This is a genomic window from Pseudomonas sp. GW822-FHT06D10, from assembly GCF_058799535.1.
Window position 1 is genome coordinate 691,983 of the sequence record NZ_JBXALN010000005.1, and the last position, 16,450, is coordinate 708,432.

The 16,450-nt window shown below is 65.0% G+C and carries 13 protein-coding genes and 1 pseudogene; 5 read left to right on the forward strand and 9 right to left on the reverse strand.

Annotated features, from left to right (window positions below; all coding sequences use genetic code 11):
• Positions 1-21: 21 nt before the first annotated feature.
• Both AC1RL5_RS20395 and AC1RL5_RS20400 read right to left on the reverse strand, forming a co-directional pair.
• On the reverse strand, positions 22-1,698 hold the full coding sequence (locus tag AC1RL5_RS20395) for a ShlB/FhaC/HecB family hemolysin secretion/activation protein (protein WP_072451982.1): 1,677 nt from the start codon (positions 1,696-1,698) through the stop codon (positions 22-24).
• Between the two features lie 191 nt (positions 1,699-1,889).
• Complete coding sequence (locus tag AC1RL5_RS20400; RefSeq protein WP_072451981.1) at positions 1,890-3,389, reverse strand: collagen-like triple helix repeat-containing protein; 1,500 nt, start codon at positions 3,387-3,389, stop codon at positions 1,890-1,892.
• A gap of 416 nt (positions 3,390-3,805) precedes the next feature.
• Between AC1RL5_RS20400 and AC1RL5_RS20405 the strand changes: the two genes are divergently transcribed.
• A complete protein-coding gene (locus AC1RL5_RS20405; RefSeq protein WP_072451980.1) occupies positions 3,806-4,255 on the forward strand; it encodes a DMT family transporter in 450 nt (149 codons plus the stop codon).
• A gap of 6 nt (positions 4,256-4,261) precedes the next feature.
• Here the strand turns inward: AC1RL5_RS20405 and AC1RL5_RS20410 are convergent, their stop codons facing one another.
• Together AC1RL5_RS20410 and AC1RL5_RS20415 are read right to left on the reverse strand one after the other, a co-directional pair.
• Positions 4,262-5,116 carry a MaoC family dehydratase gene (locus tag AC1RL5_RS20410; protein WP_072451979.1) on the reverse strand — a complete coding sequence of 285 codons (855 nt, stop codon included), beginning with the start codon at positions 5,114-5,116 and terminating at the stop codon, positions 4,262-4,264.
• Positions 5,117-5,118: 2 nt separating this feature from the next.
• The gene (locus tag AC1RL5_RS20415; protein ID WP_093406715.1) at positions 5,119-6,471 is read right to left on the reverse strand and encodes a 3-oxoacyl-ACP reductase; all 1,353 of its coding nucleotides are present in this window, start codon (positions 6,469-6,471) and stop codon (positions 5,119-5,121) included.
• 130 nt (positions 6,472-6,601) lie between these two features.
• On the opposite strand from AC1RL5_RS20415, the gene AC1RL5_RS20420 reads away from it, so the two are divergent.
• Entirely contained in the window at positions 6,602-7,879 is a 1,278-nt protein-coding gene (locus tag AC1RL5_RS20420; RefSeq protein WP_011059075.1) for an acetyl-CoA C-acetyltransferase, read from the forward strand.
• 83 nt (positions 7,880-7,962) lie between these two features.
• Here AC1RL5_RS20420 and AC1RL5_RS20425 read toward each other — a convergent pair whose 3' ends face one another.
• Together AC1RL5_RS20425 and AC1RL5_RS20430 are read right to left on the reverse strand one after the other, a co-directional pair.
• Positions 7,963-8,730 carry a methyl-accepting chemotaxis protein gene (locus AC1RL5_RS20425; protein WP_370059466.1) on the reverse strand — a complete coding sequence of 256 codons (768 nt, stop codon included), beginning with the start codon at positions 8,728-8,730 and terminating at the stop codon, positions 7,963-7,965.
• A 90-nt stretch (positions 8,731-8,820) separates the two neighbouring features.
• Positions 8,821-9,909 (reverse strand): annotated as a pseudogene (locus AC1RL5_RS20430) (cache domain-containing protein); the annotation flags it as partial.
• A 443-nt stretch (positions 9,910-10,352) separates the two neighbouring features.
• On the opposite strand from AC1RL5_RS20430, the gene AC1RL5_RS20435 reads away from it, so the two are divergent.
• Entirely contained in the window at positions 10,353-11,249 is an 897-nt protein-coding gene (locus AC1RL5_RS20435) for a PA4780 family RIO1-like protein kinase (RefSeq protein WP_011059077.1), read from the forward strand.
• 236 nt (positions 11,250-11,485) lie between these two features.
• Here AC1RL5_RS20435 and cueR read toward each other — a convergent pair whose 3' ends face one another.
• The 3 genes from cueR to AC1RL5_RS20450 form a co-directional block, all read right to left on the reverse strand.
• Positions 11,486-11,890: a Cu(I)-responsive transcriptional regulator gene (cueR, locus tag AC1RL5_RS20440; RefSeq protein ID WP_011059078.1), complete on the reverse strand. Its 405-nt coding sequence runs from the start codon at positions 11,888-11,890 to the stop codon at positions 11,486-11,488.
• Positions 11,887-14,283: a heavy metal translocating P-type ATPase gene (locus AC1RL5_RS20445; protein WP_072451977.1), complete on the reverse strand. Its 2,397-nt coding sequence runs from the start codon at positions 14,281-14,283 to the stop codon at positions 11,887-11,889. Before AC1RL5_RS20445 ends, cueR begins: the two co-directional genes overlap by 4 nt.
• Positions 14,284-14,433: 150 nt before the next feature.
• The gene (locus AC1RL5_RS20450) at positions 14,434-14,817 is read right to left on the reverse strand and encodes a hypothetical protein (protein WP_011059080.1); all 384 of its coding nucleotides are present in this window, start codon (positions 14,815-14,817) and stop codon (positions 14,434-14,436) included.
• A 145-nt stretch (positions 14,818-14,962) separates the two neighbouring features.
• Between AC1RL5_RS20450 and AC1RL5_RS20455 the strand changes: the two genes are divergently transcribed.
• Positions 14,963-15,160 (forward strand): heavy-metal-associated domain-containing protein, encoded by a 198-nt coding sequence (locus AC1RL5_RS20455; RefSeq protein WP_011059081.1) that lies wholly within the window; start codon positions 14,963-14,965, stop codon positions 15,158-15,160.
• A gap of 93 nt (positions 15,161-15,253) precedes the next feature.
• Positions 15,254-16,450, forward strand: coding sequence for a multidrug effflux MFS transporter (locus AC1RL5_RS20460; protein ID WP_072451976.1), 1,197 nt, complete (start codon positions 15,254-15,256; stop codon positions 16,448-16,450).

Here is a 16,450-nt window from a genome sequence, read left to right on the forward strand (position 1 = left end):
GGGTCTCAGTCATCCGGATGCTCAAAGTTGATAGCTGAAGCTCAAGGTATAGCGCGGCTTGCGGTTGTAGGTGTCGAGGGCTTCATCGGACATCGGCTTGGCCGCTTCCAGGGCGATGTTGTAGTGCTTGGCATCACCGAAACGCAAACCGACCGCGGCGGATGACAGGCTGCTGCCCCTGACCGGCAGCTGGTTGAACCAGGTCTTGGAGCGGTCCAGCACCACATAGGGCTGCAGCACACGCACCCAGGGCCCCTCGCGGTTGAAACTGTAGTTCACTTCGTAGGCCACGCCCCAGCCCTTGTCCCCGGTCGCCTGGTCATCGGGATAGCCGCGAGCGAAGTTCTGCCCGCCAAAGGACGCTCGCTCGCTGTCGGGGAGGTTGTCGTTGCTCCAGTACCAGGCGGCGGAAAGCACGCCTTGCCAATTGTCCAGGAAACGATCGCTCTGTACCCCGGCCAGACGCAGGCGGAAGAAATCCAGATCATAGAGGCTGTTGTTGGTCTCGGCGCCCATGCTGTCCAGGCCCCGATACAGGCCGGCGCTGAGAATCCGCAGTTGGCGCGGATCGGACTTGCTCCAGTCCGCCTCAAGCGCCAGGGCGCGGATGTCGGTTTTTTCTTCCAGGGTCAGCGGGCTGTTGCTGACCCGATAACGGGTCTTGTCATTTACCGCATACAGGCGTGTGCCGGCGGTGAGCATTTCATTGGGCGAAGCGATGAAAGGGTGGCTGACGCCGATGGAAAAGCGGTCGTTCTCCCGATGGGGCTCCAGCTCGATCCCGTTGTCCAGCTGCACGTTGCTCCGTGGGTCGGCGCGGTAGCGAGCGCCATAGAGGCTCAATTGCGTGCCTTCCGAACCCAGCAACTGGCTGTAGTCCAGGCGGTAGTAGTGTTCCTTGTCGTGGCCCGGCGGGAACAGCCCGCTGAGGCTGAGCTGTTCGCCCCACGCGGTCTGCGAGTTGCTGGTGATGCCCACCAGGGCCTGCAGGCCGTTGCGGTTGTCGTCGGTGCTGTTGAGGGTGGTGGCGATGGCCTTGCGGCTGGCCACGGCCACCAGTTGGGTTGCGCCGTCGGTAGTGCCCGGTGGCGGCACTACCGCCTGCAGGGTGACCCCGGGAACCTTGCTCATCAGTGTGGTGTAGCGTTCGAAGGTCTTGCGGGTCAGCGGGCGTTCGGCCTTGAGCTTGCTCACCAGTTTGTCCAGGTAAGCGGATACCGGGCCTATATCGCCCTGCAACTGGTAGTCCCGAATGTAGCCTTCCACCAGCACCACCCGCAGCACGCCCTGGTCGAAGTTCTGCTGTGGCATGAAGGCGTAGGACAGCAGGTAGCCGTCATTCTGATAGCGCCGGGTGATGTTGCGCGTGGCTTCGATCAACTGGCCGAAGCTGGCCTCGTGGCCGATCAGCGGCTGGTAGATCGCTGCCAGTTCTTCCAGGGGGTAGACCGTGCCGCCCTCGATCTGCACCTGGCGCACCGTGACCTTGGTGCCCATCATCAGCGGCTGCTGACCTTGCGGCGCAGTGGGCTGCTCGGGCAGTTGCAGTTGCGGGGTAGCCGGGCGATAGGCATCCACCGGCAGGTTGGGTTGGGGCAGGTTGTTGATGCTGTCATTGCTGTTGAGAAAGCGCGGAAGGGAGTCGGCGTAAACGGAGGTACAGCATCCAACTAACAACAAACTGGCCAACGTGCGCATAGGACACTCCATGGTCGAGCCGCAGCGGTGTAGAAAGTTCCTGGCTCCAGTTGCCGCTCGGGTCTTGGCCACGATCTGGCTCTGGATGCTTGTCTCTGGATAAACAAAAAGGCGAGAGACTCATGAGAATCTCTCGCCCTCAACCAAGCGTAGGCGCTGTAGGTGAGGCCGTCGAATCGGCCAGGTGCAAATTATTTCTTGTTGCCGCCCAGGGCGCCGGTCAGGCCACCGAGCACGCCACCCAGGCCGCCATTGAGGCCCGCACCGGCAGAGGCACTGCCACTGGCGCTGGTGCCAAGGCCACCGAGCAGGCCGCCACTGGGTGCTGTGCCGCCGTTGACCAGGCCACCGACCGAAGCCACGGTGTTGCCCAGCGCACCGAGGGTGCCACCCAGAGCGCCGCCCACCTGATTGCCGCCGGTGCTGCCGGCGATACCGCTGCCTACGTTGCTGACCGCGCCGCCAACCTGGCTCAGCAGACCGCTGACCGGGCCGCCGAGGCCGCTGGCTGCGCCCACTTGCTGGGTCAGCCCGGTGACCGAACTGGTAACTGGATTCAATGCCGAGCCCAGGTTCACGCCAACACTGGCCAGTGGTGCGGTGACTACCAGGTTGGGTGTACCGCTGCCGCCCAGGGCACCGCCAACCGAGGCGATCAAGTTCCCGGCCGCGGCCCCGGTGGTGCCGCCGGCGCTGACGGTGCCGTTGGTGTTGCCGGTATTGAGGCCGTTGCCCAGGTTGGCCACGGCGCCGCCGACCACTTCCAGCAGCCCGGTGCCGCCAAGGCCAGTACCGCCACCTGTGCCGCTACCGCTGCCACTGCCACCGGCGGATTTGTCGACGTAGCCGCCAGCGGTGCCCACTGCGTTGCTGGCGTTGCTCAGGGCGTTGCCCAGCAGGTCGGTCACCGGATTGCCGTTGCCGGCGTCGGTCACTTTATCGCCGGTGTCATCGACGGCATCGGCGACGCCTTTGAGCAGGCCCTTGACCGGTGCCCCGAGGCCCGTGGCGCTGCCGACCTTGCCGGTCACGCCTTCTGCCAGGCTGACCACCGGCACCAGTACCTTGTCGCCCACACCATCGGTCAGGGTGCCCAGGGGGCCGCTGCTGGTGACGGTGCTCAGGGTATTGCCGAGCATGGTGACCCGGGTACCGACGCCGCCAAGAACCGGTGCAACTTTGGTCACCACGCCGCCGACCACCGGAACGCTCTGGGTGGTGGTGGCCAGTTTGCCGCTGAGGTCGGTGACCCCGGTGCCCACATCGCCGACCACATTGCCGACGGTGGCAGTGGTCTTGCTCAGGGCCTTGGGATCGGTGCCCAGTTTGCCCAGGCCGTTGGTCAGGCCTTCGCCTACGGTATCCACCACATTCCCGGTGGTGTTGACGGCGCTTTGTACCACGCCGCCGACCAGGGGCACGGCAGCCAGGGAGTTGCCCAGATCACTCACGCCATTGCCGACGCCGCTGACGGTGGTGCCCAGGTCGGATACCAGGGAGCTGGTGGTCAGGGTCGAAGTGGTACCACCTGTACCTCCGTCGGTACCGCCACCAGTGCCGCCACCGCCACCGGCTGGCGAACTGCTGCCACCACTTTTATGACCGCCACCACCGCCGCTGCAACCTGCCAGGCTGAGGGTCAGGATCATGGTTATTGCCGTTAACGCTTTCCATCCGAATTGAGTTTTCATGTCTGGTATTCCTTGCACCTGTTACAACGTTCGTTGTTTTCGATAGCTCTCCAGTTCTTGCGCTGGAGATACCTTCGTCCGTTATCTACATAAAAGGCGCAGGGAATGAATTGAACAATTATGAACTTGGTATTAATGACTTATTTTGTTCGGTTAATTGATTTACAAGTAGCTAGTCTCAAAGTATTGGTTGGCGTTTCTAGTGTGAGATTAATTGTTTTAAAACAATGATTTGAAGTTTTGTGGTGTCTTTGGAAAGTGCTCGTTCAACTAAAGTTATATACACACAATTAATAGGCTGTTTTTGTGCTGAGCTCGCGGTACTTGCACTTTCACGCTGATGTTTAGTGGCTGGCAGGGGGATGGGATGGTGGCCTGGTTTATACTGCGCCGCCCAAAACTCTCTGGAGCTCAATATGCTGACGCCTGTGTGGTGGCTGCTGTGCCTGCCGTTTGTTGCCGGGGCCTTTCTCGCCCTGCAAGCCGGAATCAACGGTCAACTGGCCAAGCAGGTCGGCGGGGTGCTGGCTGCGGCCCTGATCTCTTTTTTCGTCGGCACCGCGGCGCTGCTGGTGCTGGTGCTGCTGCAGCGCGAAATGCCGACCCTGGGAGCCCTAAAGGGCCTGACCTGGTGGCATTGGTGCGGCGGCCTGCTGGGGGCGTTCTTCATTACCACGGCCGCCTTTGCCGGGCCGCGGGTCGGCGCCCTGCTATTCATGTCGCTGGTGCTGGCCGGCCAGTTGAGCATGGCTCTGGCGCTGGACCACTTTGGCTGGGTGGGGTTTCGGGAAGCGCCGGTCAGCCTCGGCAAGATTGCCGGATTGCTGCTGATCGTCGTCGGGGTGGTGCTGATCCGCCGGAGCTGAGGCCCCTCAGGCGATGGGCTGCCAGTTGCCCAGCATATGCTGCAACTCGCCGCTGCCCAGCAACTGCAGTTCTCCGCTTGAACCCCCGGCACTGGCCAGCAGGCGCACTTCGCCGGGCAGCAGCACGGGCTTCATGAACTGCACCGTCACTTCGATGTTCGCCGCTGGCAGATGCTCGCTCAGGGCTGCCAGGGTGCGCGCCTTGTTCCACAGGCCATGGGCGATGGCCTGGGGAAAGCCGAACAGCCGGGCGCTCCAGGCGCTCAGGTGGATCGGGTTGTAGTCGCCGGAAACCCTGGCGTAGCGCCGGCCGATATCGCGCTCGGCGCGCCAGCAGGCGACTTCGCCGAGGTTGTCGGCTTTGGGCAGGTGTTGGCTGGGAGGTTCTCCCGCCAACTTGACTCCACGGCAGAGCATGCGGCTTTGCGCTTCCCAGAGGGGGCCCAGCAAATCGTCCACTGTGGTCACCAGGTCGAATGTTGCGCCTTTGGCGTGGGGTTGCAGGTTGCACACCTGGACCCCGATTCGAACGCTGCTGACATTGCCCATGGGGCGCAACACACGAATCCTGTTGCCCAGGTGAATCAGCCCCAGCAGTGGAAATGGGAAGTCCCGGGCAGTGAGCAACTGCATCTGCAAGGGAAACGCCAGCACATGGGGGTAGGTCGCGGGCAGCAGGCCGTTATCGGCAAAGCCGCAGACCTTGCGGTAAGCCGCCAGTTGCCCGGGGGCCAGGCTGATCCAGCAGCGCAGGCCGTATTCGGGTAACTGCGTGCCGTTGATCCGTCGGCGCATTGCTGCCCTGAGAAACAGCGGCGGCAGGGACGCGGGAAGGTTCAGTTCGTGCCAGTGTGCAGTCATTTTCAGGCCCCCAAGAGACTTTGCCCGCAGACCCGCAGTGCCTGCCCGCTGACGGCGCCGCTGCCCGGCTGGCCGAGCCAGGCCACCGCTTCGGCAACGTCCTGGGGCAGGCCGCCCTGGCCCAGCGAACTCATGCGCCTTCCAGCTTCGCGCAGGGCGAAGGGCACCTTGGCGGTCATCTGGGTCTCGATGAAGCCCGGCGCCACGGCATTGATGCTGATATCCCGGGCGTGCAGCAGCGGCGCCCAGGCCTGGGCCAGGCCAATCAGCCCGGCCTTGCTGGCGGCGTAGTTGGTTTGCCCGCGGTTGCCGGCGATGCCGCTGATGGAGGCCAGCAGGATCACCCGGCCATGGTCGTGCAGGCGTGCGCTGTCCAGCAGGGCCTGGGTCAGCACCTGAGGCGCATTGAGGTTCACCGCCAGCACCGCGTCCCAGAATTCCGGGGTCATGTTGGCCAGGGTCTTGTCCCGGGTGATGCCGGCGTTGTGCACCAGGATGTCGATGCCCTCCGGCAGTTGCTCGATCAACTGTGCCGGAGCGTCTTCGGCGCAGATGTCCAGGCAGATGGCGCGGCCGCCGAGACGGGCCGCCAGGGCTTCCAGATCGGCCTTGGCCTGGGGCACGTCCAGCAGCAGGACCTGGGCGCCGTCCCGGGCCAGGGTTTCGGCGATGGCCGCACCAATGCCGCGGGCGGCGCCGGTGACCAGGGCCTTGCGCCCGGCCAGCGGGCGGCTCCAGTCCTGGACCTGGGTCGCGCAGGGCTGCAAGCGGATCACCTGCCCGGAAACGTAGGCGCTCTTGGGCGAGAGAAAGAAGCGCAAGGCGCCTTCCAGCTGTTCTTCCGCTCCGGCTGCCACGTACAGCAATTGCAGGGTGGCGCCGTTGCGGAGTTCCTTGGCCAGGGAGCGGCTGAAGCCTTCCAGGGCGCGCTGGGCGCTGGCGGCGAAGGGCTCGTCAAGGCTTTCCGGGGCACGCCCGAGGATGACCAGGTGGGCGCTGGGCTCGAGGTTTCTCAGCAGTGGCTGGAAGAATTCCCGCAATTGCTTGAGCTGGTCTGTGTGCAGCAGCTCGCTGGCGTCGAACACCACGGCCTTGAGCCTGGGTCCGTGGCCCGGAATCCAGGGGGTGGCCAGGGACGGGTCGGCGCCATAGCTGTAGATGCCATCGGTCAGGCGCGGCGCCAGGGCGGCCACCTGCTGTGCCAGCGCGCCACCGCCGAGCAACAGCGCACCTTCGATAGGCCGCAAGCGACCGGCTTGCCAGCGCTCCAGGCGTACCGGCGACGGCAGGCCAAGAGCCCCGACCAGGCGCTGGCCGATGGACGAGTTGGCGAAGTCGATATAACGGTCAGACATGGAACGCACTCCGAAGGTTGGGGTTCAAAGTGTGGACCATGAATGGCCCTGGGTCGTTCGATCGGCCAGATCCCTCCTACGCTGGAGGAGGTACCCACCGCAGTCGCACTCAAAGAATAGGGAGCTTTCCATGACACAGCTGCGTCGCGTCGCGATTATCGGCGGCAACCGCATCCCCTTCGCCCGTTCCAACGGCCCCTATGCCACCGCCAGCAACCAGGCGATGCTCACCGCCGCCCTGGAGGGCCTGATCGAGCGCTACAACCTGCACGGCCTGCGCCTTGGCGAGGTGGCCGCCGGTGCGGTGCTCAAGCATTCCCGGGACTTCAACCTGACCCGCGAATGCGTCCTCGGCTCGCGGCTTTCGCCCACCACCCCGGCCTACGATATCCAGCAGGCCTGCGGCACGGGCCTGGAAGCGGCGCTGCTGGTGGCCAACAAGATCGCCCTGGGGCAGATCGACTGCGGCATCGCCGGCGGGGTGGATACCACTTCGGATGCGCCGATCGGGGTCAACGAAGGCCTGCGCAAGATCCTGTTGCAGGCCAACCGCGCCAAGAGCACCGGCGACAAGCTCAAGACCCTGCTGCAACTGCGGCCCCATCACCTCAAGCCGGAACTGCCGCGCAATGGCGAGCCGCGCACCGGCTTGTCCATGGGCGAGCACTGCGAGCAGATGGCCAAGACCTGGAACATTGCCCGCGCCGATCAGGATCAACTGGCCCTGGAAAGCCATCAGAAAATGGCCGCCGCCTACGCCGAAGGCTGGCAGGACGACCTGATCACTCCCTTCCTCGGCCTGACCCGGGACAACAACCTGCGCCCGGACCTGACCCTGGAAAAGCTCGCCAGCCTCAAGCCAGCCTTCGACCGTAGCGCCAGCGGCACGCTGACGGCGGGCAACTCCACGCCCCTGACCGATGGCGCCTCGCTGGTGCTGTTGGGCAGTGAAGCGTGGGCCAGGGAGCGGGGCCTGCCGGTTCTTGCCTACCTGCGCGACGGCGAGGCCGCGGCGGTGGATTTCGTCAACGGCGCCGAGGGCCTGTTGATGGCCCCGGTATACGCCGTGCCGCGCTTGCTGGCGCGCAATGGCCTGAGCCTGCAGGACTTCGACTACTACGAGATCCACGAAGCCTTCGCCGCCCAGGTGCTGTGCACTCTCAAGGCCTGGGAAGACCCCGAGTACTGCAAGGCCAGGCTGGGCCTGGAGGCACCTCTGGGCAGCATCGATCGCGCCCGGCTCAACGTCAAAGGCAGTTCCCTGGCGGCAGGGCACCCGTTTGCCGCCACCGGCGGGCGCATCGTCGCCAACCTGGCGAAGCTGCTGAGTGTGGCGGGGCAGGGGCGCGGGCTGATTTCCATCTGTGCCGCGGGCGGCCAGGGTGTGACGGCGATCATCGAGCGCTGAGGTTCGTGGCTTTCCCCGGCACGCAGGCTCCTACACAGAAATACTGCCCATCCGTAGGAGCCGGCTTGCCGGCGAAAGCGTCTTCAGGTCTTGAAGCGCCGTACCAGGGCGTCCAGCTCATTGGATAGCCCCGCCAGGCTCTGGGAGTCCAGGCGCGCCGAGTTCGCCAGTTCCGCCACCAGTTGCGCATCGCCATGGATCTGGCTGATGTGCCGGTTGATGTCTTCCGCCACCTGATGCTGCTCTTCGGCGGCGGTGGCGATCTGGGTGTTCATGTCGCGGATCACGTCCACCGATTCGCGGATCTGCCCGAAGCTGTTGCGCGCCAGGCCGATGCGGTTCACCGATTGCTGGGACACTTCCAGGCTGGCGTGCATCTGCTGGGTCACGGCGCTGGTGCGTTTGGCCAGGTTGCCCAGCAGCCCGTCGATCTCGGCAGTGGAGTCGGCGGTACGCTTGGCCAGGGCCCGCACCTCGTCGGCCACCACGGCAAAACCGCGACCCTGCTCCCCGGCCCGGGCGGCCTCGATGGCCGCGTTCAGCGCCAGCAGGTTGGTCTGTTCGGCGATCGAGCGGATGGTGCCGAGGATCGACTGGATGTCGGTGCTGTCGCGTTCCAGTTGCTGCATCGACTGCGCCGACTGTTCGATCTCCTGGCTCAGGCGATCGACGCTGTGCACCGCGTCATCGATCTGCTGCTGGCCTTCCCGGGCCTGGCGCTGGCCGCTGTCCGCCGACTCGGCGGCCTGGCTGCAGGAGCGGGCCACTTCGTTGGCGGTGGCGACCATTTCGTGGAAGGCGGTGGACACCATGTCCACCGCTTCGCGCTGGCGCCCGGCGGCTTCGGCCATGTCGCTGGAGACCTGGGTCGAACTGTGGGAAGTGGCGAGGATCTTCTGCGCGGCCTGGCCGATGCTCTGGATCAGGTTGCGGATTGCCGCCAGGAACTGGTTGAACCAGTTGGCCAACTGCGCGGTTTCGTCGCTGCCACGGATATTCAGGCTGCGGGTCAGATCGCCTTCGCCTTGGGCAATGCCTTCCAGGCCACTGGCCACGCCGCGGATCGGCCGCACGATGAGGCTGGCGAAACTCGCCCCGAGCACTGCGAACAGTACCGCCAGGATCGCGGCAATACCGGCGATGATCCAGGTCAGCTGGGTGGCCGCGCCCATGACTTCGTTCTGCTTGATCAGGCCGATGAAGGTCCAGCCCAGTTGCTCCGAAGGCCAGACGTTGGCCATGTAGTGCTCGCCGCCCAGCTCCACCTGCACCAGGCCCTTGCCGGCCTTGGCCAGTTGCGCGTACCCCTCGCCGAGGCTGCCCAGGGCCTTGAAGTTGTGCTCCGGCTGCTTGGGGTCCACCAGCACCGTGCCGTTGTTTTCCATCAGCATCAGGTAGCCCGATTCGCCCAGCTTGATCTGTTTGACGATCTCGGTGAGCTGCTTGAGCGACACGTCGACTGCGACCACGCCGCCCTGGGGCCCCAACTGGTTGGCCAGCGAGCGCACGGTGCTGACCAGCACCGCATCGTCGCTGGCCCAGTAATAGGCCTCGGTACGCAGGGTCTTGCCCGGGTTGGCCTGGGCGGTCTTGTACCAGGGGCGTACGCGGGGGTCGTAGTTGGCCAGCTTCAGGTCAGCGGGCCAGGAGACGTATCCGCCGTTGCTCACGCCATAGGACACATAGGAATAGGCAGGATGGCTGGCAGCCATGGCGGCGAACAGCTCGAAGATTCGTTTGTCCTGCTCGCCTTCCGGGGCCTTCGCGGCATCGGCGCTCATCCAGGTCTTGAGGTTGTCGCCGGCCTGGGTGATCAAGGGTTGAGCGGCCAGGTAATCGATGTTCTGGCTGATGCCTTCGAAGAACAGCTGCATGGCGTTGGCCACTTGGCGGATCTCGCGGCCGCTGCCGTCGACGAAGGTGTTTTCGGCCTCGCTGCGCAGGTTGATCACCACCAGCGTGGCTACCAGCACCACGGGCAGGCTGGCGATGACGGCAAAGGCCCAGGTCAATTTCTGTTTGATGTTCATCCGCGCTCCAGTTTTTTGTAAGACCACGAAGTGCAGGCGACTCGCGGATTTATCGGCAGCTTGAAAGATGACGCTGATTGCATCCCTGGGGTGAAGTCGAGCCCGCGGCGATCGAACCTTGGCCGGTGGCTGACGTCTTTATTGGATTGTCGGACAAACTCCCTGTCTCTCTGAGGGCTTCGGCTGGCGCCGGGCAATATTGAGCCGCAGGCAGAAAAAAACTTCCGCGGGCAGGCCCGCGAAGGGGCTGGCCTGAGTGCCACTGATGGACGGTTGCGGACGCCGTCTCGGCTATGATCCTTGGCGGCGTCGATGGATTGATCTGGCACATTGAGTGCATTGCTGTCGCTCGGTGGTCGGCAGCCCTTTCCCGTCGTGGGAGGATTGCCGTATAACGAGTGACTTTCGCGTGTTTGGTAACAAGGGACCCACAATAAAAGCTGATGAAGACTCCAAAACGCATTGAACCGCTGATCGAAGACGGTCTGGTAGACGAGGTGCTGCGCCCACTCATGAGTGGTAAAGAGGCAGCTGTGTATGTGGTGCGCTGCGGCAACGAGCTACGTTGCGCCAAGGTCTACAAGGAGGCGAACAAACGCAGTTTCCGTCAGGCGGCGGAGTATCAGGAGGGGCGCAAGGTTCGTAACAGCCGTCAGGCGCGGGCCATGGCCAAGGGCTCGAAGTTCGGGCGCAAGGAAACCGAGGACGCCTGGCAGAATGCCGAAGTGGCGGCGTTGTTCCGTCTGGCCAATGCCGGGGTGCGGGTGCCCAAGCCGTTCGACTTCCTCGAAGGTGTGCTGTTGATGGAGTTGGTGGCCGACGAGTACGGCGATGCGGCGCCGCGGCTCAACGATGTGGTGCTGGAACCGGACCAGGCCCGTGAATATCACGCCTTCCTGATTTCCCAGATCGTGCTGATGTTGTGTACCGGCCTGGTGCACGGTGACCTTTCCGAGTTCAACGTGCTGCTGACCCCGGATGGCCCGGTGATCATCGACCTGCCCCAGGCGGTGGATGCTGCCGGCAACAACCATGCCTTCAGCATGCTGGAGCGTGACGTCGGCAACATGGCGTCCTATTTCGGGCGTTTTGCCCCGGAACTCAAGGGCACTCGGTATGCCAAGGAAATGTGGGCCCTGTACGAGGCTGGCACCTTGCATCCGGGCAGCGTGCTGACCGGCGAGTTCGACGACCCCGAAGAACTGGCGGATGTCGGCAGCGTGATCCGCGAGATCGAAGCGGCGCGCCTGGACGAGGAGCGTCGCCAGGCAGTACGCGCGGCGGATGATGCGCCGCCGGGCAAATCCGAAGAACCACCGCCTCCGCCCTGGATGCAGTGATGCCATAAAAAATCCGGCCTTGGCCGGATTTTTCATTCCCGCAAACTACCCGGCCCCTGGGCCCCTTGCACCTTGCATCTTGTAGCCGCTGCCGAAGGCTGCGCACGGCCCGAAGGGACGCAGGGGTCTTGAGGGCGCCGAGGTCTGGCGGGAGATCGCCAAGCAAGGCCCGGCGGGTCTTTTCGCAGCCTCGTCCAGGGCTCGGCAGCGGCTACATGGGCCGGCAGGTCACAGGCTCAGGATCCGCAGCAACTGCCCGAGGCCAGTTCCTTGAGGATCGGGCAGTCCGGGCGGTGGTCGCCCTGGCAGTGCTCCACCAGGTCCTGCAGGGTGTCGCGCAGCCCTGCCAGCTCGCGGATCTTCTGGTTCAACTCGTCGATATGCTGGCGGGCCAGGGCCTTCACATCGGCGCTGGCCCGCTGCCGGTCCTGCCACAGGGTCAGCAGCTTGCCCACCTCCTCCAGGGAAAACCCCAGGTCCCGGGAGCGCTTGATGAAGGCCAGGCTGTGCAGGTCGTCATCGCCATACAGGCGATAGCCGCTGTCACTGCGATGGGCGGGCTTGAGCAGGCCGATGGACTCGTAGTAACGGATCATCTTGGCGCTCAGGCCGCTCTTTCGGGCTGCTTGGCCGATGTTCATTCGGCGTTCTCCAGGTCTTTGGGTTTCCAGGTTTTCAACAGTAGCGCATTGCTGACCACGCTGACGCTGGACAGCGCCATGGCCGCCCCGGCGAGCACCGGGTTGAGCAGGCCGAAGGCCGCCAGCGGGATGCCGATCAGGTTGTAGACGAAGGCCCAGAACAGGTTCTGGCGGATCTTCGCGTAGGTCTTGCGGCTGATTTCCAGGGCCGCCGGGATCAACCGTGGATCGCCGCGCATCAGGGTGATGCCGGCCGCATGCATGGCCACGTCGGTGCCGCCGCCCATGGCGATGCCGATGTCCGCCGCCGCGAGGGCCGGGGCGTCGTTGATACCATCCCCGACCATGGCCACCACGCCGGTCTTTTTCAGCTCGGCCACCGTGGCCGCCTTGTCCGCCGGCAGCACTTCGGCGTGCACGTCGGTGATGCCCAGGGCGTCGGCCACCACCTTGGCGCTGCCGCGGTTGTCGCCGGTCAGCAAATGGCTGCTGATATGCCGTGCATTGAGTTGCTGCACCGCCTGCAACGCGCCGGGCTTGAGGGTGTCGCCAAAGGCGAACAGGCCCAGCACCCGGGATTGCGGGCTCTGCTCGATCAGCCAGGACAGGGTCCGGCCTTCGTGTTCCCAGTCCCTGGCCGCCTGGGCCAGATCGCCGGGGTTGAGGCCGCTTTCTTCCAGCAGGCGGCGGTTGCCCAGGGCCAGTTGGCGGCCCTCCAGGGTGCCGGCGATGCCTCGCCCGGTGAGGGACTGGCTGGCGCTGACGTCAGCCACCGGCAGTTGGCGTTCCTGGCACAGGTCCAACACCGCCTTGGCCAGAGGGTGCTCACTGCCGCGCTGCAGGGCACCGGCCAGTTGCAGCACGCTGTTTTCATCGCCTTCCACCGCCTGCATATGGGCGATGCGCGGGGTGCCGGAGGTCAGGGTGCCGGTCTTGTCGAAGACCACCGAACTGACTTCGTGGGCCCGCTCCAGGGCTTCGGCATCCTTGATCAGGATGCCGTGGCGGGCCGCCACGCCGGTGCCGGCCATGATCGCCGTGGGCGTGGCCAGCCCCAGGGCGCAAGGGCAGGCGATCACCAGCACCGCCACGGCGTTGATCACCGCGGTTTCCAGCGGTGCGCCGTACAGCCACCAGCCCACCAGCGTGATCAGCGCCAGCACCAGGACAGTGGGCACGAATACCTGGCTGACTTTATCCACCAGTTTCTGGATCGGTGCCTTGCCGGCCTGGGCGTCTTCCACCAGGCGAATGATCCGCGCCAGCACGGTTTCCGCCCCCAGGGCCAGGGTGCGCACCAGCAGCCGGCCTTCGCCGTTGATGGCGCCACCGGTGACCTTGTCGCCGGGTTGCTTGGGCACGGGCAGGCTCTCGCCGCTGATCAGCGCTTCATCGGCGTGGCTCTGGCCTTCGATGACTTCGCCGTCCACCGGAAAGCGCTCGCCGGGCTTGACCAGCACCAGGTCACCCAGGCGCAAGGCGCTGATCGCCACTTCCTGTTCGCGGCCGTCGATGACCTGGATCGCCCGCTCCGGACGCAGGGCTTCCAGGGCGCGGATGGCACTGGCGGTCTGGCGCTTGGCGCGGCTTTCCAGGTATTTGCCCAGCAGCACCAGGGCGATTACCACCGCCGAGGCCTCGAAGTACAGGTGCGGCATGCTGCCCGCGGCGGCGGTGGCCCACTCGTACAGGCTCAGGCCATAGCCGGCGCTGGTGCCCAGGGCCACCAGCAGGTCCATGTTGCCGCTGCCGGCGCGCACGGCCTTCCAGGCCGCGACATAAAAGCGTGCACCGAAGATGAACTGCACCGGGGTGGCCAGGGCGAACTGGGCCCAGGCCGGAAGCATCCAGTGCAGGCCGAACGGCTGCACCAGCATCGGCAGCACCAGGGGCAGTGCCAGGAGGATGGCCAGCACCAGGCTCCAGCGCTCGCGTCGCAGGTTCTGCTGTTGCTCGTCGCCCTGTTTCTGCTCGGCCTGCCACAGGCTGGCGGAGTAGCCGGCCTGGGTCACGGCATTGATCAGCAGCGTCGGGTCGACCTGGCCCAGCAGTTCGACATGGGCACGCTCGGTGGCCAGGTTGACGCTGGCGCTGCGGACGCCGGGGAGTTTGTTCAAGGCGCGTTCGACTCGCCCGGCGCAGGTGGCGCAGGTCATGCCGCCGATGCTCAGTTCGACGGCTTGCACCGGCACGCTATAGCCGGCGTTTTCCACGGCTTCCAGCAGGGCCGGCAGGCTGTCTTGCGGTGCTTCGACCCGAGCCTGTTCCGTGGCCAGGTTGACGCTGACCGTGCGAATGCCGGCGACCTTGCCCAGGGCACGCTCTACGCGCCCGGCGCAACTGGCGCAGGTCATGCCGGCAATCGGCAGGTCGAAAGTGGTTGATTCAGGCATGGCGACGCTCCCTGTGAATGTTGCCTACAGGATCAACCTTGCCACGCAGGCAAGGTCAAGGGGGCATCGCACGGGTGCTTCATTTTGTCCCAGGGGCTGCTCGCAGTGCGCGAACGACAGGCCCCGGGAGCTCGGCAGGGGGGCGGGGTGTCAGTATTCCAGGGCGGCGGGCTTGAGGTACATGCCCGAGGCGTTCATGGCGATCCGGAACTTCAGCACATCGCCAGCCCGCAGGCTGATGTCCTGGGAACTCGGGGCAAGCAACCCGGCATTGCAGCCCGGGGCCTGGCCTGGCAGCAGTTTCAGGCGCAGGGAAACCTTGCCCGGCGGCAGGTTGAACGAGGCGCTCTGTTCCTGGAACAGCCGGCCGGCGAGCTGGTCCTGGATGTACAGGCCGATTTCGCAGGACGTGGCGACTTCCAGCCGCTCCCTGGAAATGATCAGCACGCCGTAGTCCTCTCCGGCGGCCAGCGCCGATGGGGTTGCCGCGAACAGGCCCAGGAGGCCGACGAGGCTGAAAGTTGACCAGCGCATGGCTGAATCTCCCGCTGTGATGTCGTAAGACGTGCAGCTTGGCCGAGCGCGCCGCCGATTTCCAGCCCGGCAGATCAATCCGGAACTTGACCTTGCCATGGTGGCAAGGACAAGACTTGCTCCAACCCAATACAGGAGAAACGCAATGCAAGTATTCAACGTTCAAGGCATGTCCTGCGGTCACTGTGTGCGTGCCATCACCCAGGCGCTGCAAAGCAAGGACCCGGCGGCCACCGTGCGGGTGGATCTGGCGGCCAAGGAAGTCGGGGTCGAGAGCCGCCTGTCCAGCGATGAGGTGATCAGCCTGATCAGCGAGGAAGGCTACGCGGTCAAGGTTGCCTGAGCCTTTTTATATAGTTAGCGACCTATCGGAATGTTCAAGGCGTCCAAGCGCGGCTAGACTGTGCGACCGCTGACCAACGCTCGTTTGGATGCCATGAACCTCCGCACAATCCTGATTCTCGGCGCTCTGAGCGCTTTCGGCCCGCTGGCCATCGACTTCTACCTGCCGGCCTTCCCCTCGATGGCCCTGGCTTTCGGCACCGATGAAAAACACGTTCAGCTGACCCTGGCCGCCTACTTCCTCGGCCTGTCCATCGGCCAGCTGGCCTATGGCCCGGTGGCCGATCGTTTTGGCCGGCGCCTGCCGCTGCTGGCGGGGGTGGGCCTGTTCACGCTGGCCTCCCTGGCCTGCGCCTATGCGCCGAACCTGGAATGGCTGATCGGCGCACGCTTTGTCCAGGCCCTGGGCGGATGCGCCGGGATGGTGATTTCCCGGGCGGTGGTCAGCGATAAGTGCGATGCGGTGGGTTCGGCCAAGGTCTTCTCCCAACTGATGCTGGTGATGGGCCTGGCCCCGATCCTGGCGCCAATGCTGGGCGGCCTGCTGGTCAACCTCTACGGCTGGCAGTCGATCTTCATCATGCTCACGGTGTTCAGTGCACTGTCCGGGCTGGCAGTGGCCCTGGGCCTGCCGGAAAGCATGCCGGCCACCCGCCCGCGCCTGCCTCTGTCCGGGGCGCTGCGCCAGTATGGCCTGCTACTGTCGGACCGGGTATTTCTTGGCCACGCCTTGACCGGCGGGATCGCCATTGCCGGGATGTTTTCCTACATTGCCGGTTCGCCCTTTGTCTTCATCAAGCTCTACGGCGTGCCAGCCGAGCACTTCGGCTGGTTCTTCGGGATCAATGCCGGGGGCTTCATCCTGGTTGCGCAGATCAATGCGCGCCTGCTGGCCAAGCGTGGCCCGGCGTTCCTGCTGGCGCGCACCGTGTGGATCTACCTGGCAGCGGGCCTGGCCCTGCTCGGCGTCAGCGCCTTGCACACCAGTGCGCTCTGGCCGCTGCTGCTGCCGCTGTTCGTGTGTATCGCCAGCCTGGGCTGCATCATTCCCAATGCCGCAGCCTGCGCCATGAATGGTCAGGGCGCACGGGCCGGCAGCGCCTCGGCGATGCTCGGTTGCCTGCAATTCAGCGTGGCGGCAGGGGCGGCATACCTGGTGGGTGTGCTGCATGACGGCAGCGCCATGCCGATGGCCATGGTCATCAGCCTGTGCGGTGTGCTGGCGGTGAGCATGGCGGTCATGACCCGGCGCTTGCAGAATGCCCGGGCGCTGAAGGCTGCCGAGCTCTGA

Coding starts and splice junctions, on each gene's coding strand:
- AC1RL5_RS20395 (WP_072451982.1), bottom strand. CDS start 1,698: ATGCGCACGTTGGCCAGTTTGTTGTTAGTTGGATGCTGTACCTCCGTT.
- AC1RL5_RS20400 (WP_072451981.1), bottom strand. CDS start 3,389: ATGAAAACTCAATTCGGATGGAAAGCGTTAACGGCAATAACCATGATC.
- AC1RL5_RS20405 (WP_072451980.1), top strand. CDS start 3,806: ATGCTGACGCCTGTGTGGTGGCTGCTGTGCCTGCCGTTTGTTGCCGGG.
- AC1RL5_RS20410 (WP_072451979.1), bottom strand. CDS start 5,116: ATGACTGCACACTGGCACGAACTGAACCTTCCCGCGTCCCTGCCGCCG.
- AC1RL5_RS20415 (WP_093406715.1), bottom strand. CDS start 6,471: ATGTCTGACCGTTATATCGACTTCGCCAACTCGTCCATCGGCCAGCGC.
- AC1RL5_RS20420 (WP_011059075.1), top strand. CDS start 6,602: ATGACACAGCTGCGTCGCGTCGCGATTATCGGCGGCAACCGCATCCCC.
- AC1RL5_RS20425 (WP_370059466.1), bottom strand. CDS start 8,730: ATGGCCGAAGCCGCCGGGCGCCAGCGCGAAGCGGTGGACATGGTGTCC.
- AC1RL5_RS20435 (WP_011059077.1), top strand. CDS start 10,353: ATGAAGACTCCAAAACGCATTGAACCGCTGATCGAAGACGGTCTGGTA.
- cueR (WP_011059078.1), bottom strand. CDS start 11,890: ATGAACATCGGCCAAGCAGCCCGAAAGAGCGGCCTGAGCGCCAAGATG.
- AC1RL5_RS20445 (WP_072451977.1), bottom strand. CDS start 14,283: ATGCCTGAATCAACCACTTTCGACCTGCCGATTGCCGGCATGACCTGC.
- AC1RL5_RS20450 (WP_011059080.1), bottom strand. CDS start 14,817: ATGCGCTGGTCAACTTTCAGCCTCGTCGGCCTCCTGGGCCTGTTCGCG.
- AC1RL5_RS20455 (WP_011059081.1), top strand. CDS start 14,963: ATGCAAGTATTCAACGTTCAAGGCATGTCCTGCGGTCACTGTGTGCGT.
- AC1RL5_RS20460 (WP_072451976.1), top strand. CDS start 15,254: ATGAACCTCCGCACAATCCTGATTCTCGGCGCTCTGAGCGCTTTCGGC.